General features: G+C 38.8%; 22 protein-coding genes. 5 read left to right on the top strand and 17 right to left on the bottom strand.

The window, feature by feature from the left end; all coding sequences use genetic code 11:
• Positions 1-16: 16 nt before the first annotated feature.
• The 4 genes from QNH17_RS03415 to xylA form a co-directional block, all read right to left on the bottom strand.
• Positions 17-1,000: an aldo/keto reductase gene (locus QNH17_RS03415; protein WP_283877403.1), complete on the bottom strand. Its 984-nt coding sequence runs from the start codon at positions 998-1,000 to the stop codon at positions 17-19.
• Between the two features lie 19 nt (positions 1,001-1,019).
• A complete protein-coding gene (locus tag QNH17_RS03410) occupies positions 1,020-1,673 on the bottom strand; it encodes an SGNH/GDSL hydrolase family protein (protein WP_283877402.1) in 654 nt (217 codons plus the stop codon).
• A gap of 46 nt (positions 1,674-1,719) precedes the next feature.
• On the bottom strand, positions 1,720-3,219 hold the full coding sequence (gene xylB, locus QNH17_RS03405) for a xylulokinase (protein WP_283877401.1): 1,500 nt from the start codon (positions 3,217-3,219) through the stop codon (positions 1,720-1,722).
• A gap of 164 nt (positions 3,220-3,383) precedes the next feature.
• Positions 3,384-4,715, bottom strand: a complete 1,332-nt coding sequence (xylA, locus tag QNH17_RS03400) for a xylose isomerase (RefSeq protein ID WP_283877400.1) — start codon at positions 4,713-4,715, stop codon at positions 3,384-3,386.
• Between the two features lie 379 nt (positions 4,716-5,094).
• Here xylA and QNH17_RS03395 point away from each other — a divergent pair, with 379 nt between their 5' ends.
• Both QNH17_RS03395 and QNH17_RS03390 read left to right on the top strand, forming a co-directional pair.
• A complete protein-coding gene (locus tag QNH17_RS03395) occupies positions 5,095-6,081 on the top strand; it encodes a glycoside hydrolase family 43 protein (protein WP_283877399.1) in 987 nt (328 codons plus the stop codon).
• Positions 6,082-6,162: 81 nt separating this feature from the next.
• Positions 6,163-7,541 (top strand): IS3 family transposase gene (locus QNH17_RS03390; protein ID WP_283876058.1). Its coding sequence is split into 2 segments (ribosomal slippage): positions 6,163-6,637 and positions 6,637-7,541, totalling 1,380 coding nucleotides; the frame shifts between segments, so codons are not numbered across the junction.
• A 154-nt stretch (positions 7,542-7,695) separates the two neighbouring features.
• Here the strand turns inward: QNH17_RS03390 and QNH17_RS03385 are convergent.
• The 11 genes from QNH17_RS03385 to QNH17_RS03335 form a co-directional block, all read right to left on the bottom strand.
• On the bottom strand, positions 7,696-8,490 hold the full coding sequence (locus QNH17_RS03385) for a carbon-nitrogen hydrolase family protein (protein WP_283877398.1): 795 nt from the start codon (positions 8,488-8,490) through the stop codon (positions 7,696-7,698).
• An 81-nt stretch (positions 8,491-8,571) separates the two neighbouring features.
• A complete protein-coding gene (locus tag QNH17_RS03380) occupies positions 8,572-9,906 on the bottom strand; it encodes an MFS transporter (RefSeq protein WP_283877397.1) in 1,335 nt (444 codons plus the stop codon).
• Between the two features lie 38 nt (positions 9,907-9,944).
• Positions 9,945-10,778: a cytidyltransferase gene (locus QNH17_RS03375; RefSeq protein WP_283877396.1), complete on the bottom strand. Its 834-nt coding sequence runs from the start codon at positions 10,776-10,778 to the stop codon at positions 9,945-9,947.
• A 123-nt stretch (positions 10,779-10,901) separates the two neighbouring features.
• Positions 10,902-11,267, bottom strand: coding sequence for a cupin domain-containing protein (locus QNH17_RS03370; protein WP_283877395.1), 366 nt, complete (start codon positions 11,265-11,267; stop codon positions 10,902-10,904).
• Between the two features lie 114 nt (positions 11,268-11,381).
• Positions 11,382-11,747, bottom strand: a complete 366-nt coding sequence (locus QNH17_RS03365) for a cupin domain-containing protein (RefSeq protein WP_283877394.1) — start codon at positions 11,745-11,747, stop codon at positions 11,382-11,384.
• Entirely contained in the window at positions 11,748-12,422 is a 675-nt protein-coding gene (locus QNH17_RS03360) for a DUF2848 family protein (protein WP_283877393.1), read from the bottom strand.
• A 26-nt stretch (positions 12,423-12,448) separates the two neighbouring features.
• Positions 12,449-13,915 carry a 4-hydroxyphenylacetate 3-hydroxylase family protein gene (locus tag QNH17_RS03355; RefSeq protein ID WP_283877392.1) on the bottom strand — a complete coding sequence of 489 codons (1,467 nt, stop codon included), beginning with the start codon at positions 13,913-13,915 and terminating at the stop codon, positions 12,449-12,451.
• 23 nt (positions 13,916-13,938) lie between these two features.
• Positions 13,939-14,391: a PNPOx family protein gene (locus tag QNH17_RS03350; RefSeq protein WP_283877391.1), complete on the bottom strand. Its 453-nt coding sequence runs from the start codon at positions 14,389-14,391 to the stop codon at positions 13,939-13,941.
• A 52-nt stretch (positions 14,392-14,443) separates the two neighbouring features.
• Positions 14,444-15,115, bottom strand: a complete 672-nt coding sequence (locus QNH17_RS03345; protein WP_283877390.1) for a GntR family transcriptional regulator — start codon at positions 15,113-15,115, stop codon at positions 14,444-14,446.
• Between the two features lie 189 nt (positions 15,116-15,304).
• Positions 15,305-16,639 (bottom strand): APC family permease, encoded by a 1,335-nt coding sequence (locus QNH17_RS03340; RefSeq protein ID WP_283877389.1) that lies wholly within the window; start codon positions 16,637-16,639, stop codon positions 15,305-15,307.
• 64 nt (positions 16,640-16,703) lie between these two features.
• Positions 16,704-18,392, bottom strand: coding sequence for an amidohydrolase (locus QNH17_RS03335; RefSeq protein ID WP_349632562.1), 1,689 nt, complete (start codon positions 18,390-18,392; stop codon positions 16,704-16,706).
• A gap of 141 nt (positions 18,393-18,533) precedes the next feature.
• Between QNH17_RS03335 and QNH17_RS03330 the strand changes: the two genes are divergently transcribed.
• From QNH17_RS03330 to nspC, 3 genes are all read left to right on the top strand, one after another.
• Complete coding sequence (locus QNH17_RS03330; protein WP_283877388.1) at positions 18,534-19,802, top strand: MerR family transcriptional regulator; 1,269 nt, start codon at positions 18,534-18,536, stop codon at positions 19,800-19,802.
• A gap of 561 nt (positions 19,803-20,363) precedes the next feature.
• Complete coding sequence (locus tag QNH17_RS03325) at positions 20,364-21,602, top strand: saccharopine dehydrogenase family protein (RefSeq protein ID WP_283877387.1); 1,239 nt, start codon at positions 20,364-20,366, stop codon at positions 21,600-21,602.
• Position 21,603: 1 nt separating this feature from the next.
• Positions 21,604-22,731, top strand: coding sequence for a carboxynorspermidine decarboxylase (gene nspC, locus QNH17_RS03320; protein ID WP_283877386.1), 1,128 nt, complete (start codon positions 21,604-21,606; stop codon positions 22,729-22,731).
• Between the two features lie 102 nt (positions 22,732-22,833).
• Here nspC and QNH17_RS03315 read toward each other — a convergent pair whose 3' ends face one another.
• Both QNH17_RS03315 and QNH17_RS03310 read right to left on the bottom strand, forming a co-directional pair.
• Positions 22,834-23,763, bottom strand: coding sequence for a fumarylacetoacetate hydrolase family protein (locus QNH17_RS03315; RefSeq protein ID WP_283877385.1), 930 nt, complete (start codon positions 23,761-23,763; stop codon positions 22,834-22,836).
• Positions 23,764-24,218: 455 nt separating this feature from the next.
• On the bottom strand, positions 24,219-24,419 hold the full coding sequence (locus tag QNH17_RS03310; RefSeq protein ID WP_283877384.1) for a hypothetical protein: 201 nt from the start codon (positions 24,417-24,419) through the stop codon (positions 24,219-24,221).
• Between the last annotated feature and the right edge of the window lie 285 nt (positions 24,420-24,704).

Raw genomic sequence — 24,704 nt, 5'->3', positions numbered from 1 at the left:
TTTATTGAACACCCCCTCAATACGGACCTCTAATATAATCCTTTACTTTTTCCTGATAGAATCGTTGAAGCTCTTGCTTTTCTTCTTCTGAGAATGGTTTTGTCTCAAGTGCTGAGAGATTTTCCTCCACCTGTTTAACATTTTTAAACCCAGGAATAATACATGTAATTTCTTTTTGGTCCAAAATCCAGCGTAGTGCTCCGCTCGCCATCGATTTCCGTCCTTCTCCAATCCACTTTAATTGATCAGCCAATTCAACACCCTTCTGGAATCCAAGACCCGCAAAGGTTTCCCCTACATTAAAAGCTTCTCCATTTTCATTAAATCGGCGGTGGTCATCCTCTTCAAATCTATGCTCGGCAGTATACTTACCAGTGAGCAGACCGCTTGCCAGCGGTAATCTTACGAGAAGTCCTACCCCTTTTTGATAAGCCTCAGGGATTAATTTCTCTAATGGCTTTTGGCGGAACATATTAAAGATGATTTGCAGGCTCTTCACATTTGGATACTCCAAACAAATAAGACCTTCTTCAACGGTTTCCACACTAACTCCATATTGACGGATTTTCCCTTCCTGTTTCAACCGATCCATTACTTCAAAAACACTGCCATCCTGCAAAATCTCCGTTGCCGGGCAATGAATTTGATACAAATCAATCGCCTCTCTATTCAAACGGCGAAGACTGTCTTCACAATAGGCACTAACTTTTTCATAGCTATAATTTTTCGGATCAAAAATGTCTCCCTGACGGCAGAACTTTGTTGCGACATAAATCTGGTCTTCCCTGCCTTTTGTGGCTTGGGCCAGTAACTCTTCACTATGACCGTCCCCATATACATCGGCCGTATCAAAAAAATTAACACCTTGGTCAATCGCATATTGTAAAGATATCAGTGCTTCTGTGTCATTTGTTTTCCCCCAAGCACCACCGATTGCCCATGTGCCAAAACTAACCTCACTGATCATGATTCCTGTATTACCTAGTTCACGATAATTCATGTTAATAACTCCTTTCTACTTAACGATTCCAATCAAATTCAATTTCTTTTAAAAATTCCCGAGCCAAAACCATATGCCCGGCAGTTGAAGGATGGACCCGATCCCAAGCAATGGCTGCAGAATAAAGGTCTTTTAAAACAATATTAAAAGCGGCTTGTGTATCAACAACTAAACAATTGGTTTCTTCAGCTATTTTCCTGACAACCTGACTGTACTGATCCATGGACCGGCGCATTTGATCCTGCTCATTACTCTCCAAGTAAAAAGGTGTCATAAGGACAACCTGTTTGACATATGGCTTTGTCTCGATCACAAGTTTCCTAAGTGTTTCCTCGTATTCTTCTAAATAAACATGCCATTCCTTGATGAATGGGGTATCGTATTGACGCCATACATCGTTAATTCCAATCATTATTGATAACCAGTCTGGCTTTTGATTGATGACATCTTCCTGCCATCTATTCTTCAAATCACGAACGGTGTTACCATTGATCCCCTTATTCACCACTCGAATTCCCAGCTCCGGATATACGGCCTGGAGCAGTCCATCAACAAAGGAAACATATCCCTTGCCCAGAGCAGCAAACAATCCTTCTCCTTCAGGTTTGGCTCTTTCACAATCCGTTACCGAATCACCAATAAACAAAAGCTTTTGACCTTGTTCCAGTTTCATGGCCTTAACTCCTTCATAAAGAGAGCTGACATAGGCCACCTCTCCGTTACTTTCTAAACTCTCTTAATTGCTCATTTAGTTCCTTAGTTTGTGGATAAACTTGTTGATAAATTGCAAATAGTTTTTTATATGCTTCCACATTTTCCTGAATCGGATCATAGGTTTTTGAAGTTTGGATAAATTTCTGTGCACATTCTTTTAGGGATGGATACCAACCGCAGCCGTACGCAGCTAACATGGCTGCACCCATTCCAGGACCTTGCTCACTCGTAAGCTTTTCAATTCTTGCGTTAAAAATATCTGCCTGCATTTGCAGCCATGCGTCGTTCTTCGCTCCGCCGCCAATAGAGATAATGGAATCAATGGTCTTACCGCTGCTTCTAAAAATCTCAATCGATTCATGTAAGGAAAAGGTAATTCCTTCGAGTACTGCTCTGGCAAAATGCTTACGCTCATGGGAAGCATCGACCCCAATAAAACTGCCGCGAATGGTTGAATCCGCATGCGGCGTTCTTTCCCCTACAAGATAAGGCGTAAATAATAATCCGTTGCTTCCTGCCGGTACTTCATCCACACCTGCTAATACCTGTTCAAATGCTTCTTCTTTTGCAAACGTATCTTTAAACCAGCTTAAACTATAGCCGGCTGCGAGGGTTACTCCCATCGTATAGTAAGTATTTTCTTCACCATGATTAAAATAATGAACCTTTCCTTCAAAATCAAGGTTATTTCGATCTTCATAGGAAAGAACAACTCCAGAAGTACCGATACTGCATAAGGTTTTACCTTCCGATAAAATCCCTGAACCAATCGCACCGCAGGCATTATCCGCTCCACCCGCGAACACTTTTACAGCTTCAGACAATCCCGTTTCTTGGGCAAATTCGGCTTGAACAGTACCCACAAATGCATGTGATTCTACCAGCGGGGGACAGAAATCAGCTGAAATATCAAAAGCCTCTATTATTTCATGACTCCATTCACGCTTTGCTACATTTAGTAGTAACGTCCCTGCAGCATCAGAGTAATCCATGTGGATATTTCCTGTTAACCGATAGCGCAAATAATCCTTTGGAAGCAAAAATACGCTGGCCCGTTCAAAAACATCAGGTTCGTTTTCTTTTACCCAGAGGATTTTAGGTAAAGTAAAGCCCTCAAGCGCAGGGTTCTTCGTTTCTTCTAATAAGCGCTGACTGCCAACAACGTTGTAAATCTCCTGGCATTGTTTACTTGTCCTTGTGTCATTCCACAGAATCGCATTTCTAAGTACTTGGTTGTTTTCATCTAATAAAACTAGGCCATGCATCTGCCCCGAAAAAGAGATACCCTCGATATCGTTTATGTCTTCATCGAATTGTTCCATGAGCTCCGCTAAACCCGCTAATGTCTTTTCCACCCATTCTTCCGGGTCTTGTTCACTATAGCCAGATTTTTCAATAATGAGTGGATATGATTTGGACACTTCTTTACAAACTTTACCATATTGATTGACAAGTAATATCTTTACTGCACTTGTTCCAAGGTCAACACCAATTACGTATTTCATCCGTATCATCCTTTTCTTATTGGCTGTGTTAAACTTGGTCTGTTGATTTCCGCTCCAATCAACAGGGTGCCAAAATCAATAATGACCTTCCACACAGCCTTCTTATAAAAATGTGCTGGAGTAATATACTGCCAGCACATTTTCTATGATTATATTAGTAGTAGTTAAACAGTTACACTTGAAAGTGTTTCTAGTAAATATTGATTAATTAAAGCTTTTAGGCGCTCCGTTCTGCCTGAGATGTTTTTAATTTCAGTTAATTGAAGTGCATAGGCTTCAAGTTCACGGAAGTTTGTTTTTCCTTCTACGATGTCTAGGCCAATTCCTTTTGTATAACTGCTGTAACGCTCTTCGGTAAAGCTATCAAGGACTTTATCTTCGATTAACTTGTTAGCAACTTTTAGGCCGATCGCAAATGCGTCCATACCAGCAATGTGTGCGTGGAATAGGTCTTCTGCTTCGAATGAACCTCTTCTTACTTTTGCATCGAAGTTTAAGCCGCCTTTTCCTAAGCCGCCATTTTTCAGAATTTCGTACATGGCTAATGTGTTGGTATATAAGTCAGTTGGGAATTCATCTGTATCCCATCCAAGCAGTGTATCACCTTGGTTAGCATCAACAGATCCAAGCATTCCGTTAATACGAGCAGTTCTTAATTCATGCTCAAATGTGTGACCAGCTAAAGTAGCGTGGTTTGCTTCAATATTAAACTTGAAGTAGTCGGTTAAATCATATTTTTGCAAGAAAGCCAGACCTGTAGCCACATCGAAATCATATTGATGTTTGGTAGGCTCTTTTGGTTTTGGCTCAATTAGGAATGGTACGTTTAGGCCGATTTCTTTCGAATAATCTACTGCCATATGAAAGAAGCGTGCTAGGTTATCTTGCTCCAACTTCATGTCTGTATTAAGAAGTGTTTCGTACCCTTCACGGCCGCCCCAGAATACATAGTTTTCTGCACCAAGCTCTTTTGCTACTTCTAACGCTTTTTTTACTTTCGCCGCAGAGTAAGCAAACACATCTGCATTTGGAGCAGTGGCCGCACCATGAACATATCTAGGATTCGTAAACATGTTTGCTGTGTTCCATAGTAATTTTGTCTTGCTAGTTTTCATGTATTCTTTAATCATCGCAACAATTACGTCTTGGTTCTCATTTGTTTCTTGTAACGTGCGTCCCTCTGGAGCAATATCTACATCATGGAAAGCAAAGAAAGGAACATTTAACTTTTCAAAAAGTTCAAATGCAGCTTCCACACGGGCTTTCGCTAAATCTAATCCTTTAAGATGATCCCACGGACGGATCGCTGTACCTACGCCAAATGGATCAGTGCCGTCTGCAGTAAATGTGTGCCAATATGCAACGGAGAAACGAAGAATTTCTTCCATTGTCTTGCCATTTATTTTTTCTTCTGGATTATAATACTTAAATGCTAACGGGTTTTTGGATGCCGCACCTTCAAATTGAATTTTATTAATTGTTTCGAAATAAGCCATGGGATTATTCCTCCTAGAGTTTTATGGATTCAGAACAACAATGTAAATGCTTACAAAAGGTTTCTGAAATCTCTTAACCTTTGATACTCAAAGTATAGCATCGTTAACTTAGTTTGTCTACCAGATAAACTAAGAATAAATATTTTTTTAAAAGTAAATCAAAGAGCTTGTAAAAATATCAGGTTAGCATCTGATTTAATGAAAAATAAAAACTTTACATTGTTTTCATTTAACAACCCTCGCCTTATATAGCAAAATGGTTTATATTACGCTTAATTTAATTATTTTTAACCGAAACTTAGTTGAACCGATATACAAAGTACCTTCGTTCGGTTATAATGGATTTGTAAGTATCTAAACTTTTTAATGAGGAGATATTATGATGAAAAATTCAAAGCCCAATGAACCTTTAGTTACGCATATTTTCACAGCAGATCCTTCCGCACATGTCTTTGAAGGCAAGCTTTATATTTATCCTTCTCATGACCTTGATCACGATGAACCATCTAATGATAATGGTGACCAATATAAGATGGAAGATTACCACATATTATCCATGGATGATGTGGAAGCACCATGTTTAGACCACGGAGAAGCTCTTCATTTAAAAGATATCCCTTGGGCAAGTAAACAGCTTTGGGCACCAGACGCGGCTTACAAAAATAACACGTATTATTTATTTTTCCCTGCAAGAGATAAAGATGGTATTTTCAGAATTGGCGTCGCAACCAGCCCTAATCCGGCAGGACCTTTTACACCAGAAGAAAATTACATACCAGGCAGCTTCAGCATTGATCCAGCTGTCTTGGTGGATGAAGATGACAAAGCATATGTTTATTTTGGCGGGCTTTGGGGAGGACAATTGGAAAAATGGCAAACAGGAACATTTACCCCAGATGCGGAAGGCCCAGCAGCTACAGAACCTGCTTTAGGACCACGAGTAGCTGAATTAAGCGATGATATGCTGAAGTTTAAAAGTGAACCACAGGAAATTTCCATTGTGGATGAAAACGGTAATCCGATTCTTGCAAGTGATGAAGACAGAAGATATTTTGAAGGACCATGGGTTCATAAATACAATGGTCTTTACTATCTATCCTATTCTACCGGTACCACTCATAAAATTGTTTATGCGGTAAGTGAACATCCCCAAGGTCCATTTGTGTTCAAAGGGACGATTCTTACACCAGTAATTGGCTGGACCACGCATCATTCGATTGTCCAGTTTAATGATAAATGGTATCTATTCTATCATGATTGCTCGTTATCAGATGGTGTGAATCACAAGCGTTCTGTGAAATACACTGAATTAAAATATAACGAGGATGGAACGATTCAAACGATTGACCCTTATGGAAATAAATAATTATGCTAAAGACTGGCTCTAATTCATTTGATCTGCCCCGTAAATGTTAGACACCATTCTAACATTTACGGGGTGTTTTTTATGGCTAAATTTAATTCGGAGGATAAAATAGCTGCTGCTCAGCGCTATTTGAATGGCAATGATAGTTATCAAAAGATTGGTGATTCCATTGGAGCACACTCTTCTCTCATAAAAACTTGGGTGAAGCAATACGAGATAAACGGTGTAGAAGCGTTTCAAAAATCCTATACAAGTTTCTCAACAGAGTTTAAACTAGACGTACTAAAATATATGAATAACTACGGGACGTCACCGAATGAAACAGCTGCTATTTTTAAGATAGCTGATCCTTCTACCATTCGAAAATGGAGCAGGCAGTTCGAGGAACATGGAATTGATGCCCTTAAATTAAAGAAAAAGGGGCGTCCATCCATGAAAAAAGAAACAGTGAAAACAGAAACACAGAAACAAAAAGCCAACAAACCAATACATAGCGAAGAATCTTTGGAGTTTTTACAATCAAAAGTTGAACGTTTAGAAATGGAGATTGCCTACTTAAAAAAGTTGAATGCTTTAGTTCAAATGCAGGAAAAATTACAAACAAAATCAAAGCGCAAGTAATTTTTGATCTAAAGCAAAAGTATGAGGTTGTGGATCTAGTTGAAGTCGCTGACATGAAACGCAGCACGTATTATTATTGGGAAAAACGATTAAATCAGCCTGATAAATATGAAAAAATAAAGGATGCAATTAAAGAGATTTTCCATGAACATAAAGGTCGTTATGGGTACCGTCGAATCACGAAAGAATTAGAAAAAAGAGGTTTCCACCATGATCCCAAAACCATCAATAGTTTAATGAATGATATGGGGATAAAATGTATGGTGCGTATGAAGAAGTATAAATCTTATAAAGGTAAGGAAGGCAAAATAGCTCCGAATGTCTTAAATCGAGATTTTACTGCTGAGAATATGAATGAAAAATGGGTAACAGATGTTACAGAATTCCGCCTATTTGGTGAGAAGCGCTACCTCTCTCCTGTCCTGGATTTGTGTAATGGTGAGATCATTGCCTATAGCGTCATGAATCGTCCTGTATATACATTGGTAGGAGACATGTTAAATCAAGCAATTGAACGTCTTAAGCCCGGAGACAAGGTCATTCTTCATTCAGATCAGGGTTGGCACTATCAAATGGGAAAATATCAAAAAAAATTGAAACAACATCAAATTACACAGAGTATGTCCCGGAAAGGAAATTGTTTTGATAATGCAGTCATGGAAAATTTCTTTGGCTTATTAAAGTCCGAACTCCTTTATCTACAGGAATTTGATAGTTTAGAGCATTTTGAACGGGAATTAGCTGATTATATTTACTATTACAATCACAAGAGAATGAAGTCAAAATTAAAAGACCTGAGTCCAGTAGAATTCCGAACTCAAGTCTTAAAAGTTGCATAAAAGTATTTGTCTAACTTTTTTGGGTCAGTTCAATTGGGGTCAGTTTTTTTAGACCATAGGATTAAAATACTGGTCCATACACATTACCAATGTACTAAAAGCCCTAGTCAAAGGGACTAGAGCTTTAAAATCAAACAAATTCCGAGTGGTGCAATCACTTGTAGAACTCCGGCTTTCTGTGTTTTACGCTGGGTAGTTTTTCTCTTACTCGTTGGATTCTTTCTAGGTCAATTTCCGCGATTATAAGCGTTTCTTCTTCGCCTCCACTTGCAAGAACAACCCCCATCGGGTCAACGATCATACTTCGGCCGGTAAACTCTGGTCCTACTAGGTCTGCTCCGCAAACAAACATCGTATTTTCTATTGCTCTTGCGCGAATAAGCGTCTGCCAATGATCCTCTTTCATAGGCCCTGCCATCCATCCTGCAGGAACAAACAGAACATCCGCCTCCTGAAGCGCAAATTGTCTTGCTATTTCAGGAAATCTCAGTTCGTAGCAAACCATTAAACCAATTTTTCCAAATTCGGTTTCTACTACCCTATATTGATTCTCTCCAGGGATAATTGTATCAGACTCTTTATAGCTAAAAGCATCATATAAATGAGTCTTTCGATAGGAATGCAAGAGTTGCCCCGAACGATCAATCAATACAGTTGTATTATAGGCCCGCCCTTTATCATCATTTTTTGATTCATACATTCCACAAACCACATAGATCTCGTTATCGCGGGCCGCCTCTTTAAGAGCAGAAACAAATGGACCGTCCAAGGGTTCCGCAGCATCAGCCGGCAATACGCCAGTCTTCGGAGTTGCAAGTACCATATAAAATTCCGGTATTACAACAAAATCTGCGCCCTTCTCTTTTGCCTTCTTAATATATTGTAAGGCCTTTTCTAAATTAGAGGTTTTATTAATACTAGTAGTTAATTGTGCAATGGCTACTTTCAAAGCAGTTACCTCCTAAAAATACGTTTTATTTATTCTAATCTATTATGGCATGCTTTGACCGAACTTTTTATACTTTTTAGATTATTCCTGCACATTCGCCTGATTTAAAGGGTACATGCCCCCTGCCTGCGTCTTGGAATCAATTTTATTATTCCTTATGAATGACACAGAGACGAGGGAGGCAATACACAGAATTCCAATGAAAATAGCAAGCGGTACCCAAGAATTCTTGTAGGCGCTTAATAAAACAGTTGCAATCATTGGGGCCGTGCCTCCAAATAAAGCGGAACCAGATTGATAGCCGAGTGTAATCCCCGTATATCCCACATTTGTACTGAACATTTCTGTAAACATGGTGCCAATAATACTAGCAATGGCTGACCATAGAATCCCTAATGCAATAATTGAAATGACATAAGTTAAAAACACAGATTTAAGGGACATTAGATAGAAGTACGGAAAGGAAAACAGAGCTAGACTAGCGGCACCCATCATAAACACACGTTTACGTCCAATTTTGTCAGAGAGCTTTCCCATTAATGGAATACAGATGACGGTAACAATGGTAGCTGCAGTAACAATATTTAATGCTGTAGTTCTTGAAAAACCCAAGGTCCCAGTAGAGTAACCAATAAAAAAGGTAGAGAAAACATAGAATGGACCAACTTCAACACACTTGGCACCGAGAGAAATTAAAACAGCCTTCCAATGATAGAGCAGAGTCTCAAATAGAGGGACTTTTACCACATTCCCTTTTTGCTTTTCTTCCTCAAATGCAGACGTTTCTCCAAGTCCTCTTCGAATCCAGATTCCAACAGCAACTAACACGGCACTAAGGATAAATGGAATTCTCCAGCCCCATCCTAGAAATTGCGCTTCTGGCAATTTACTCATTAAAGAAATCGAACATGTTCCTAGCAGCATACCAAACGGAATTCCCATTGCAGGAAAGCTGCCGTAGAATCCTCTTTGTTCCTTAGGTGCTGATTCAACCGCAAGCAGTACAGCCCCTCCCCACTCTCCTCCTAGTGCAATCCCTTGGACAAGCCGTAAAAAAATAAGAAGAATAGGTGCCATTACACCAATTGATTGATATGTCGGCAATAATCCGATACATACAGTTGAGATCCCCATTAATAAAAGGGAAATTACAAGGGTATTTTTCCTGCCAAACTTGTCTCCCATATGGCTGAAAATAAGACCTCCAATTGGTCTTATAAAAAATGTTACCCCAAAGGATGCATAGGCAATTAATAAACTTACAAAAGGATCATCATTCGGAAAAAATAATTGATTAAACACAAGTGATGCCACAGTTCCATAAAGGAAAAAATCGTAGAACTCAATTGTACTTCCGATTAAACTAGCGAATAGAATCTTTTTTGGGTTTTTAACAAATGTTCCTTTTGCCTCCAACTTGCATTCCTCCTATTACTTCATTAGTAATATTAAAATTACGCTAGTGCTGCGGCACCACCCATATCAATGGCCTGATTTAATAATTTGACAGTAAACCTCCGCTGCTCTCCACCTTCAAGCACGTTTAGATCCACATCCATCAGCTCAAACCAATTTGGAATCGAGTCATAACACTTCAGAAGTCCGAGGCATCTCTTTAATCCATTCGTTATTTCAACTTGATAAATACCCGGCTTTGGGGAGAAATATTTATTTTCCATACAGAAATAAACCCTCTTTTGCTGGCGGAATGTAATCCTCCCGCCTATTTCATAGTGGTTCCCTAAATAATGCGGGACAAGGTGAACATCTCCGTCGCTGATTAATTTTCTAATTAAGGTAGAGCTTATTTTTTGATGTTTATTTGTCATTTTCGGGATGACCGTTACATCAAAAGTGTGAGGGGAATTCTTCAAAGATTGAACATCCCCCGCAGCTTTACAGCCAAATCTGTAATCAAATCCAACCACAACATGTTTTACATTTAGGCCGACTATATATTGGCGAATAAATTCACTTGGCTGAAGGGAAGCAAAGAGTGGATTAAATCTTACTATATAAACCTTTTCTGCCCCTAAGGAAGCTAACCTTTCAAGTTTGGCCGGCAGAGGGGTCAAATATCTCCGATCTGTTTTTTCGATAATTTCACTAGGATGCGGGTCAAATGTCATTACTGTAAATGGAAGATGAGCTTGCCGGGCAAGGACCCTTGCTTTTTGCAATAAACATTGATGTCCTAAATGAACACCATCGAAAAACCCCAATGCCATCACACTTGGCTCTTGGAAAGGCAATCCATCCAGCGGGTGGGTAACATGTAAAATTTCCACACTGCTTCTACCTCCTAGTTGTCATAAAAATTTTCATAATTATGAATACTGTATTGTGTATACATAAATAATTAAAAAAAATCCTTAGCTCCTCAAACAGCTGAGGAGCTAATTAAGCTGCTGTTACTGACCTTTAGTGTAATAGCGTACTTCAAAAATTTTACATCCTTCCGATGTTTTCCATGGACCGTGTTTCATTCCTGGCGGGCGACATGCCACTGCTCCTTCTTTAAATTCTTCATTTAATTCCAAATCAATAATGGATCCTTCAATAATATACAATTCCTCCCAAAAGTCATGTAGTTGTACGCCCATTGGTGAAGTATTTGTATCAGGCTCAAATTGAAGAATTCGTGTGGCCACACTAGAGCCAGGGATTTGCGCAATGATTCTTTGCGAAAGGCCTTTAACCTGTGGAATATCCTCTGCCTCAAAATTTGAATAATCTGTAAACTCTAACTCCGGTTTTACTGCTTTTACTTTTTCCATTTAAACCACCTCAGCGTCTTTTAATATTTTCATTTATACTGTGTTGTGTATACATAAACGCGTAAAAGAATTCCTGAAGCTCCTTAAAAACCTGAGGAGCTAATTAAACTGATGTTACTGACCTTTAGTGTAATAACGCACTTCAAAAATTTTACATCCTTCTGATGTTTTCCATGGACCGTGTTTCATTCCTGGCGGGCGGCATGCCACAGCTCCTGCTTTAAATTCTTCATTTAATTCCAAATCAATAATGGATCCTTCAATAATATACAATTCCTCCCAAAAGTCATGTAGTTGTACGCCCATTGGTGAAGTATTTGTACCAGGCTCAAATTGAAGAATTCGTGTGGCCACAATAGAGCCAGGGATTTGCGCAATGATTCTTTGCGAAAGGCCTTTAACCTGTGGAATAACCTCTGCCTCAAAATTTGAATAATCTGTAAACTCCAACTCCGGTTTTACTGCTTTTACTTTTTCCATTTAAACCACCTCAGCGTCTTTTAATATTTTTATTTGATAAGATAAGGAAATTCTTTTATTGGTTCTAGCATCATATATTTCTGCCTTAAATTCTTCACCATACAAAAATTCACTTGATAGAATAGGCAACGTCCCACAAAGGATTGCGGCTTCCGAAATGGAATATCCCCGTCCCTCGATAATTTGAACAAGCTCTTTCGGGGTTAGAAATTCCGCTAATTTACCAGATTGATATAAGCATTCTTCCCCATTCAGAACATACCAGCTCTTCATCTCGATTTCATCCCAATGATCTTCAATGCTGCCGAGAGGCCATAATTCCTTAGATACCGGCTTGGCACAAACCTGCTTCGACTTTTGAATCGAAACTGCCTCAAGAACGCGGTCCGTATGGTCACTTCCAAGTCCAACGTACCATTCGCCTTCTATATTTAGGATGACAATTTCAGCCTCCCCGCTTGAATCATTCCTTACTGCGGTTATTTCCGATTCATTACAGAGAAGTTCAGGAGACAATTGATAAATCATCGGCACTGCAGGTGGCGCGGCTACTCCTATTTTTTCTAATTCTTCAATATGATTCCGCAAAGAATTTTGATCTTTTGCGGTATAGCCGGCGATTAAAAGATCTTTTGGTTCCCAATTGATTTCTTTACCATTTACATGAAAGTTCATCGATTCTGACCCCTTTTGAGGAAAAATTAGTTTTCTACTAAGCTTTCTTTTGGAATGCTATAACTGTTTAAACATTTTTCAGCTAATGCTACAACTTCCTCATAGCCATAATTTCGATAGGCATATCCTTTCGCCACAAAAGGAGCACCTGCATAAAACATCTCATACTGCTGATGACGCCCACCAAATTCACTGCCGATAATATCCCAAGCCAGTTTGAACAATTGGACTTTTTCAACAGCTCCCATGGTATTTGAGCGAATATATCGTTCCATGTCATTTTTCGTTTCAGGATTGATTAATTCTTTATATGAAGAAGGAACCTGCAGCACTCCGCCGCCTACCAATTCTCTAAAAATATGAATCACTTGCGGATAAATGGAGTTTTGCAATCCCATTGCCCCGTACAGGAATCGTGGATTGGGAATCGCATTCCCGTTATGATCATAAATACATTCATACTCGGATGCCAAAAGCAGCCCTTCCGCCGTAGAAGCCAATGATGCCAATTCGCCCAGTTTTTCTTGAACACTAGGAATTTTATCAATTCCATTCGCTGCCGCTATCTTCCGTGCTAAACCGATAACAAACTTCAATTTCGTTACATATCTTATCTGTGCCTGGTTATTACCGATCCGATGGGCTGGAGTGTCATGGAACTGTGCCTGTACCAATTTAATATCTTTATATACAAATACATGCTCCCAAGGGATAAACACATCATCGAAAACAACGAGGGCATCACTTTCATCAAATTGAGACGATAACGGATAGTCATAAACACTAGGCTTATCCGCAGCAAAACTAGGGCGGGCATAGAATTTTAAGCCTGGTGCGTCCATTGGGACAACAAAAGAAACCGCATAGGTTTCATCACCTGGTCGTAATGGTGTAATACAACTTACAAATAGATAATTGGAAACAGCGGAAGATGTCCCTAACATCTGGGATCCTCGAATGATAATCCCATCCTCGTTTTCCTTGTATACTCCTGTTGCCAGAAACTGTTCATCTAACTCATGGGATGCCTTGCTGCGGTCAATTTGTGGCGGAATAATCACATACGATAGATACAAGTCATTATCCCTCGCAAATTTATAAAACTTTGAAGCATTATCTTTTAGCTTAGGAAGGCCCCGCTCAAATACATCAGGCGAACTAGCAAAACCCGCCATATAAGAAGCAACATGATCCGGCGAACGACCGACAAATCCATACGTTGATTCAGACCACTTTGTAATCGCTTCACGCCGATCTCTCAAATCCTCTTGGCTCTTCGGCATCATATAAATTTTATTTGCAATCATCCCATCTTCTGTTTGATAAGTCATATTGTTCACAGGATCTGCGGCTATGTCATACAACTTGGCAATGGACCCTGAAATCCCTTTAAAAGCAGGATGGGTTGTGACATTTTCTACTTTCTTACCATCGATATAAATACACCGATTATCCTGAATAGATTCTAAGTATTCTTTTCCAGTCCTGACCAAAATAATCACCCCTTAAAATAGTTTTAATAACTAAACACAGCTTCTTTTACTTCATTGTCGAGCTTCTTGATGAGTGATTCTTTATATGTTTTTATAAATCGCGGTTCCTGGGTAATCTGTGCTCCATAAAATGTGATATTACGGACTTCCTTTACATCCACTTCAATGATGGCCATTTTCAGCGTCATTTTATCAGCCTTTTCAACCACTAGACTTGAAGGTCCTGAAACAGAGTAAACGCTTTCACTTGCAAAAAAACTTAAGATTACATCTCCATGATTTCTTACAATATCAAGTATTTTGGACTTAGAATCTACCGCAAAACGGATTGTATTGTTATCGATGGCAAACACCCATGACAAAGCACTTGAAAGTACCTTACCAACTTGAGGATGATACACATTACAAAATACAATCGTTTGTCCTTGGAGCATTTCCTTCATTTCCTCTGTTAAAACCGTTTCTACACTATTCATTGGACACCCACCTCACTTTTGTCAGAGGACATCGCTTCATGTCGCCTCCAAATTAGGAATTACCAACATGAAGCAGCGTTTCCTTCGTATTATCTAAATGTTCCAGGATATACTGTTCTACCAGATTTGGATCTTTTTCTATCAAGGCCTGAATGATTTGATTGTGCTCCTTGATTACATTCGTTGCTCTTCCTTCTTTTTTAACCGCTTTAAGGCCCATTAGCTGGGTTAAATTATGAAGGTTTTGAAGAACCTGTTCCATGATCGAATATTTCGCAATTTGAGTTAGCGTAATATGAAACGCATGATCAAGTTCAATGAACTTTACTGCATCGTCATTTTTTAAAGCTTCTTCCTGCTGTGAGACAATCTTTTTGAGTATGGTAAGCTCCTCAGGTGATTTCATAACTTTCAAAACGTTTTTCGCCACTTGGACCTCAATGTTTCTTCTTAGTAAAAAGATTTCTTCCTCTTCCTCTGGAGTGATTTTCCTTACAGTCACTCCCTTTCTTGGAATCCAGACTAACAGCCCTTCTTTTACTAAATCCTGAATTGCTGCCCTTACTGGTGTTCTTGAGGTATTTAATTTTTCAGCCATTTGAACCTCTGTAATAATCTCATCACGAGAAAAACCACCAAATAAAATAGCCTTTTTAATTTGGTTATATACCTTATCCTGTGTAGTGGTTTCCTTTTGAATTGGTTTTAATTGAATCTTCTCCATTTTGATTCACCCTCCTTTCTACATTATACAAAAACCAGGGAGTTTTTTAAACTCTGTATTAGTTGTTGTGTATACATAATACATTGTTCTTCTGTTTCATGTCAAATAATTTTCGGAAATTTTATAATATTAAGATTTATCAGTAAATAGGACTGTTACCAAATCGTTATGCGTAGGATTGTATTGTTCCTAAGCTGACACTTTTATTTCTGGAGGTTGTTTTTTAAAGCCTTTAGTAAGGAAAATTAAGTATACGATTCCAGCAACCAGCCATAACCCCCCTAGAGTTTTCGAATGCGTGTCAAGGTTTACTAGCAGCCAAATATCTAATACTGCACCGACTAATGGCAAAACAAGGTTTAATACTGTGCCCTTGAATGATCGCATTTTTCTTCGGAAAAAGTAATGTGCAATAACAGATATATTTACACATGTGAATGCAAGAAAGGCTCCGAAGTTAATAAATGAAGCTACCAAGCTTAGACTTAAAACCAATGCTAATAGTGAAAATAGACTAATGATTAAAATATTATTAACAGGTGTTTTCAATTTTACATTCAAATGCCCAAACACTCTCCTCGGTAATTGGCCATCTCGACCCATTGCGAATAAAACCCGGGCCGCACTTGCTTGCGAAGCCATAGCTGAAACAAAAACACCAACACCAAAAAGTACAAGGAATGCCCCAGATAGGAAGCTGCCTCCTATTAATTTGATAATCTCGAAAGAAGCAGAATCTGGATCTTTAAAGGATTGGTAGTCAGGCCAAACGTTTTGAGCTACATAGGAGACGACAATAAATACCAGGCCACCAACTAGAGTAATGATAAAAACAGCTCTAGGTATATTCTTTTTGGGATTGACTATTTCTTCGGAGAATGTCGTTACTGAATCAAATCCCAGGAACGAAAAACAAAGTAATGAGGCGCCAGCTAACAAAAATGAAAAATGTTCATCAGGATTATAAAAAGGGGCAATTGTAAAAAACAATCCCGTCCCTTCACCATTCAGAATCGACCTAATGGATAATACGCAAAAAATTAAAATAAAACAAATAACGATGACAGTGGCAATAACATTTACTGCATTGGCCAATTTTAGGCCTAAAATATTAACACCCGTTACAAGTATTAACATTAATAGAATCCACACATAACTAGGGATGGCTGGAAATGCCGCTGAGAAAAATATACCAAAAAGCAAATAGTTGACCATAGGGATAAATAAGTAGTCTAATAATATTGACCAACCAACCAAAAATCCGAAATAGGAATTGATAGATTTCTGTGCAAAGGTATAAGCTGATCCCGAATAAGGAAATTCTTTTGCCATTTGCCCATAGCTATACGCTGTAAAAAGCATGACACACAAGGCAATAACATAAGACCCCGCAACCATGCCGTGCGAAAGTTGAGCAGCAATACCATAGGTACTAAAAACTGTAGCGGGTGCCATAAACGAAAAACCAAAAAGTACAACTGGCAGTAATGTAAGTGAACGTTGCAGTTTGACACTTTCATCCATAAAATTAACCCCTTTCTTTAGTTATTGATACTGTTGTCTTCGCTCCTGAACAAGCGGCAAGTCTTTATTCAAAATCAGTGTAGATAATTTCACCGTCCATGATGGTCATTTTCACTGTCGTTTCAGGTATATTCTCAAGCGGAACTGCAAAGAGGTCACGGTCAAGGACCACAATATCAGCAAGCTTGCCTGGCTCCAATGTTCCTAACTCAGTCTCCCGATGGACACTATAAGCTGCCCCTTTTGTATAAGCCCGCAATGCCTCGGCAATCCCAATCCGTTCTTGCTTATTCCATGAATCTTTTCCGGTGTAATCGACTCTTGTGACTGCATGGAAAATTTGTAACATAGGTCCAAGCGGCGCGATCGGAAAGTCCGTTCCAAAAGCCAAGACTGCTCCCGCATCCTGCAATGATTTACAAGGATAGAGATAGGGGAATTTTTCCTCCTTCACCCGAGATGTATGACTGGTTCTTGGCATTAATGCAAGATGCGAAGGCTGCGTTGATGCTATTACACCAAGCTCTTTAAAACGTGAAAGATCATTTGGATGAATGATTTCGACGTGCTCTAGAGCATGGCGGGAATCACGTTTTCCGTTTATTTTTTGAGCCTCTTCAAATGCATCTAATCCCAACCGAACCGCTCCATCCCCAATCGCATGAAATCGAATTTGAAAACCCTCTCGGTCCGCTTTTACCACCCAAGACTTAATGATTTCTGGCGGAAAGGCGACATGTCCCTTTGTTTCTGGTTTATCTACGTAGGGATCAAGCATATAAGCGGTGTATCCAGTAACAACACCGTCGACATATTGTTTTAGTCCAGCTAATCTTAATTTTTCGGAATTGAACGTATCACGCATTTGCTTCACCGAACTCAAATCACCATTCAAAGCAGGATAAAGATGAATGCGTGTGGTTAGGCTGCCAGTTTCATTGAATTCCCTGAACGTATCAAAACATTCTAGCTTTTCAAGAGCACGCTGGGCGTACAAATCGTTTACGGATGTGACTCCTAAGCTTTTAGTATGCTGAAGAAATCCATTTAGCAGTTCATATTGTTTTTCTTTAGAAAATGCAAGCGCAATATCCGCTACTAACGAAACCGCTGATTCAATTAACACTCCCGTAGGTTCACCTTGTTCATCTTTTAGAATCGTTCCGTAAGAGGGATTTTCTGTTTGGCTGGTGATCCCGGCAATTTCCAAAGCGTGGCTGTTTACCCAAGCATAGTGTCCTTCGGCATGAAAAAGCAGAACTGGACGATCAGGGACAACCTGGTCTATAGAGGACCAGGTGGGAAATTCTCTCCTCTCCCAATTGCCGCTATTCCATCCATTACCAATAATCCAATCATCATTTGGTCTTTTATCGGCGAATTCCTTCACTATTTGCGCTGTCTCATCCTCAGATGCCGCTTCCGACAAATCAACGCTAAAGCTGCTAAAAAGGCTGCCAAGCATCACATGTAGATGTGCATCGTGAAAACCTGGGAGAATTAGTTGATTTTGAAAATCATATTGCTTCGTTTCTTTCCCTACATAAGACTTGCACTCTTCGATTGAACATACAGCGATAATTTGATTACCCTGAATAACGATTGCTGCCTCTTCCGGATGATCAACAAGTCCGGTAAATACTTTATTTCCTTTTAGAATCAAATCTGCATCCATAATATGCTGTTCCTTTCTATAACTTAATGCTGTAAATACCATCGCCGCCAATGCTAAAATGTAAGCAGGTGCAACCATATCCCTCCTTCATTGACTGAATTGATCGAAATTTCAATCTTTATGTACAAATACTATTAGGTAGTCTAGGGTGAAGGTCAATCAGTATTTTTAAATAAATTTGCCAAAAGCATGGAGTATACTCCAGGAAACAGGTGAAAGATGAAAATTAGTTCATTTGCTAAAAAATTCAATGTATCTATTGATACTGTTCGTTACTATATGAATCTCGGATTGCTTATACCGCTAAAGCCGGGGATATATTATGAATTTGATCAAACATGTGAAGAGGATATGAATCTCATTACAGAATTAAAATCATTTGAGTTTACATTAAATGAAATCAGGGAAATCATAGATTTAAAAAGGATCACCTTGCTGCGTGATCATGAGGATTTAGATTTCTACATGCAACTGCTTGAACGGAAAAAAGCGGGGATTTCCTATGAAATTTCCAAACTTCAATCGACGATTCAAAAAATTGATCAGAAAACGGAAGTACTACGTCAAAAAGAAACCAATAAAACAAGTGTTGGTTTTTCTATTTCATTTCTACCCTTTTTACGTTGCCCTGTTTGTTCTGGTCCTTTACAGTTTCAAAATGCTCTAATTCATAACGAATCAATTATCGATGGTTCCATACATTGTACGTGCGGCTATCATGCAGAAATTCATAAAGGCATATTGTATGCACCCAACCTTGATAATTCCATTCAGAATAGTGCGTACTTGTACGAACAAAAAACGGTAGGAGAATTGAGCCCTGAACTCGTTAACATGATTGAAAAATGCAGTCTCTTCACCTATCAAAATCTGAAAAATGTTGACCTGACAAATAAGATGATCCTTGAACCTTGCATCGATACCTTTGTATTTCTGCCAAAGTATTTACATCTGCTGCAGGAGAATGCCTTTTACGTTTTTTGCGGGAGCAAGGAAGAAATGATTAAGAAGTTAAAGGCGAAAATCGACTCAATCAATCCAGGACTGAAAGTCCTTTATATTGTCAACTCGTCTCTTCATTTGCCTTTTGCAAATAACAGTGTTGATTATCTTATTGACAGTATTTCCTTCAACGACTATGCACTGTTTAATAATATTTTTCCTCTTGCTAAGCTCACAAAGATTTGTAAAGAGGATGCAATTATCATTGGATGCTCTACCTATTATAGACATGGTGCAAAATCTATTCGTAAAATGAAGGAACTCTATCCGAATGCATATCTTAAAAACTTTGAAAAGGATTTTATTAAAGATAATATCAGCAACTATCAATTTCAGTTGGAACGGAATTGTTTAATTGGAGAGATAAAACAACCGGGGATCTATATCGAACATCATGTTAAAGAAGAAACCGCATTTTTTGAAGGATACATCGCAAATAGGATGAAACCTTTATGTTATTCTTCCCTGCGGCAAAAGCTGCGGTAATATTTTCCGACAATTTTTTTTAATTTTTTATTGCCATTTATATTAGTTGCTGATATTATTGAAGGTGCGTAAATTGGAAAGCTATTATTCAATATGTCTGGATCTTTCCAAGCAGATAATTTTTGACCACTTCCTTCAAGAAGTTAAGGCCATACGGACAGCCGGGTCAAATGCCGAATGGCAACTTTAGTTGCCTTATTGATTGAGTTAAAAGCTCAAATTTTATAAGTTGGTTACTTTACAACCAGTGCATATGCACACAACTTGTGAAACGGTCAATAAGAGTAGTAAAAGTAATTATTTGCTATATAGACTCTGATCCTATTAAGATATATTTTGAATATTATAGAGCTTCCTTACTGAATTTTTAAGGACCTTTATCGTGGTAGTATGATTTCTATTACGGTATTCGTATGCTTTTTTAATATTGTAGATTATATCTAAAGCAAGTGTTGTGCGCGGTTATGCGTTATGATTCACTTGCTTTTTTTGTTGTGAACTTTTAGAGGAATTAAATTTCTCTCAGCTTTAAAAAAATTAACCAGTTAGGAGATTAAGAGAATGGGAAAAGCACTTATTATTGGCGCCGGCGGCGTGGCATCAGTAGCAATTCATAAATGTGTACAAAACAGTGAAGTATTTGAAGAGATTTGCATCGCAAGTCGTACAAAATCAAAATGTGATGAATTAAAAGCAAAACTAGATGGTGGTAAAACCAAAATCACGACTGCACAAGTGGATGCTGACAATGTTGAGGAATTAATTGCCTTAATCAATGAAGTAAAACCAGATATCGTAATGAACCTAGCTTTACCATACCAAGACTTAACAATTATGGATGCTTGTCTTGCAACAAAAACACACTATATGGACACAGCAAACTATGAGCCAGAAGATACGGCTAAATTTGAATATAAATGGCAGTGGGAATACCGCGAGCGGTTTGAAAAAGCTGGAATTACCGCTCTTTTAGGCAGCGGCTTTGACCCAGGTGTAACAGGTGTATTCTCTGCTTATGCCCTAAAGCATTATTTTGATGAAATCGAATATATCGATATTCTTGATTGTAATGGCGGCGACCATGGCTATCCGTTTGCAACAAACTTTAATCCTGAAATCAATATCCGTGAGGTTTCTGCTAACGGAAGATACTGGGAAAATGGTGAATGGGTCGAAACTGAGCCAATGGAAATCAAACGTGAATATAACTTCGCTGAAGTTGGTCAAAAGGATATGTACTTGCTTTACCATGAAGAGCTTGAATCTCTTGCCCAAAATATCCCAGGAATTAAGCGTATCCGTTTCTTCATGACATTTGGCCAAAGTTATATTACACACTTAAAAGCCCTCGAAAATGTAGGAATGACTTCTATCGAACCAATTGAATTCGAAGGAAAACAAATTATTCCACTTCAATTCTTGAAGGCTGTATTACCTGATCCAGCTTCCCTTGGTCCACGTACAGTTGGGAAAACAAACATCGGCTGTATCTTCAAAGGGAAAAAAGACGGAAAAGATAAAACCTATTACGTATACAATGTTTGTGACCACCAAGAGTGCTATAAAGAAGTCGGCTCTCAAGCCATCTCTTATACAACAGGCGTTCCTGCAATGATCGGTGCAGCGATGATCATGACTGGCAAATGGAATAAACCAGGCGTATTCAATATTGAAGAATTTGATCCAGATCCATTCATGGAAGAGTTAAACAAATGGGGACTTCCATGGGTAGAAGACTTTAATCCTGTGCTTGTTGATGCATTGCCTGAAGAAGCAAAAGAGCTGGAGCTTGTTCGTTAAGATGCGGTTTGAAGAATTACCAACACCGTGTTATGTCGTTGATGAAGGTCTTGTGGAAAAAAATCTCAAAATCCTAAACGGTGTCATGAAACGCACAGGTGCTAAGATCGTTTTAGCACAAAAGGCATTTTCGATGACCAAATTCTACCCTCTTATTGGGGAATATCTAAGTGGTACAACCGCAAGCGGTTTGTACGAAGCACGACTAGGTTACGAGGAAATGGGCAAAGAGAATCATGTCTTTGCCCCTGCCTATCGCGCAGATGAAATCGATGAAATTATCTCTATTTGTGATCATATTATTTTCAATTCTTTCTCCCAGTTGGAGAAATTTAAAGATAAAGCACTTCAAGCTGGCAGGAAAGTTGGCTTGCGCATCAATCCGCAATGTTCTACTCAAGTGGGACATGAAATCTATGACCCTTGTTCACCAGGTTCAAGGTTCGGTGTAACTAAAGAACACTTTCGTCCCGATTTACTTGATGGTGTTTCAGGACTGCATTTCCACACCCTTTGTCAGCAAAACTCTGATGACTTAGAAACGACTCTTAATGCAGTCGAAGAAAAGTTTGGTGAGTTTCTTCCGCAAATGGAATGGATCAACTTTGGCGGCGGCCATCATATCACAAGAGAAGATTATGATATTCCGCGGCTAGAAGCGTGCATTAAAAGAATGCAGGATAAATACGGTTTAGAAGTTTACCTTGAGCCAGGAGAAGCGATTGCTCTTAATGCAGGCTACTTAATTACCTCCGTACTTGATTTACATCAAAACGGACTAGAGATTGCGATTCTTGACACTTCTGCCACCTGCCATATGCCTGATGTCTTGGAAATGCCTTACCGTCCTCCTCTTTTTGGTTCAGGAGAAGCTGGCGAGAAGCCATATACGTATCGTCTTGGCGGGCAAACCTGTCTGACTGGTGATGTAATCGGAGATTATTCTTTTGATCAGCCATTAAAAAGCGGTGATCGTTTAGTTTTCGGTGATATGGCAATCTATACGATGGTCAAAAACACCACGTTTAACGGGATGCCATTACCTGCGATCGCTGTTCAAGATAAAGATGGAGATTGTCAAGTTGTGCAGCAATTTGGCTATCAAGATTTTAAAATGAGACTAGCTTAATAGAATAGTAGAAAAAAAGGGAGAAGTGCAAGTAATGCACCTCTCCCTTTAATTATGCTCAACATTATCCAAGCACATCAGCTTTCCCTTAAGAATTCTCTATTACATTGTTGATTGTTCTTGCTCTTCGTTTACCAAAGGTAATGTCATCTGGTTTGTTAGCTCACCAAGTTTCTCAATCCTAATGGTTACCTCATCTCCTGCTGTCAGCCAATCCTGTTCATGCTCGGGTAGACCAAGTATGACTCCTTCAGGTGTTCCAGTGATAATCAGGTCACCTGGCTCTAGGGTTATATAGTTAGAAATATAACTAATAATCTCATCGCAATAAAATATCATGTCAGCTGTATTGGAAGATTGTCTTACCTTACCATTTACAATCGTTTCAATTTTCAACTGATTTGGGTCGCCGACTTCATCTGCAGACACAAGATACGGTCCAACCGGACAGAAGCCATCAAGTGCTTTTCCTAATAACCATTGATTTGTGCGGAATTGGAGGTCTCTTGCGGATAAATCATTGGCATTGCAATACCCTGCCACATAATCCAGTGCACGTTCCTTGGATACATTTTTGGCTATTTTTCCAATTACGATGCCAAGTTCTGCTTCAAAATCAACTTGCTTCGCATCTGAGGGAATCTCAACATTCTCTCCGTGACCAGCTAGTGAATTGCCATACTTGTTAAAAAGTACAGGCGTTTTAGGCGGTTCCATATTTGATTCTTCCGCATGCTTCCGATAATTTAGGCCCACACAAATGATTTTTGCACTTTTTGGTACACATGGTCCATATTGAATCTGATCCTCTGGCAGGGTGAAAGCGCTGATTTCCTTGTTTGAAAGAAAGAAATCTTGAAAAAGTTTTTTAGAGTCCTCATCCACTTGTAACCACTCTTCTAAAGAAAGAGGAATTGTATAAGATTCATTAGCGGCTTCCCAAGCCTTGGCAATGTCAACAATACCTGTATCTGTTTTCACACCGAATTTCGTTTCATCATTTGAATTAATTTTATAATTTACTAGTTTCATATTAATTTGATTTCCCTTCCATATTTCGCTGGATGATAGGTAATAATATTTAATATATTATCAACACTTCAATAGCTGGAACCCAATACTTTTTCTCCATATCATCAAAACCCTTCAACTTAACTGGTTTACTATATTAAACTAGGTTTATAAATTAATCTAAAAAATATACTTGGTTTATTATGATAAACCAAATTTTGTATTTTCTATTAATTTACTATATCATGGAAGTTTTCACTAGGCAATAATTGTATTTTTAATCTTCAGAATAATCACTCTACCTATCATATCCTAGGTTTAATAGACTATGTCTAAAAAAATACCAAGAACCATCATTGATATATAACAAACTAAAGGACAGAGCAATTCATTGCTCTGCCCTTCAGACCAAATTTGTTTAGGTTTGTACTATTGTTGCGGGTCTTTACCCGCTGAAAAATCAATACCCAATTCTTTCAGTTGAGCTTGGGCCTCTTCCCTCGTAATGGTTCCCGCCCGCTCTTTTTCCATAATATCCTCGCCTGTGCTTTCGTATCTTCATCGAGATTGGAGAACTTATCAGCACGGTTGCCCCCGCCGCCGTCTGGGCCTCCGCCAGGACCGCCGCCACCGCCAGGGCCATTGCTTGCAGGAGTGATGATTCCGGATTCGTTCATCCATGTTACGGAATCCTCCATTTTAAAGTTGACTACTTTTGTACCTCCCGAATAGTCCCCATCCTTATAAAAACCATTTGCATTACTTCCTGTCGATGAGCCACCTGTGTGAAAGAAGCTGTTTATTGTTGAACATAATCAACTTCTTTCCTTCTTTAGTTTTATTTACCGACTTTATGTTAACTACATATAAAATTTCACCCTTAGACAAAATGTGACAAAGTTCACACTATAAAATCTAGTAGAATAGTATTAAAATAAAAGTATAATATAATATATTGTAGT

Source organism: Neobacillus sp. SuZ13 (genome assembly GCF_030123365.1).
Classification (GTDB): Bacteria; Bacillota; Bacilli; order Bacillales; family Cytobacillaceae; genus Neobacillus.
This window is presented reverse-complemented; position numbering and strand designations above follow the sequence as displayed.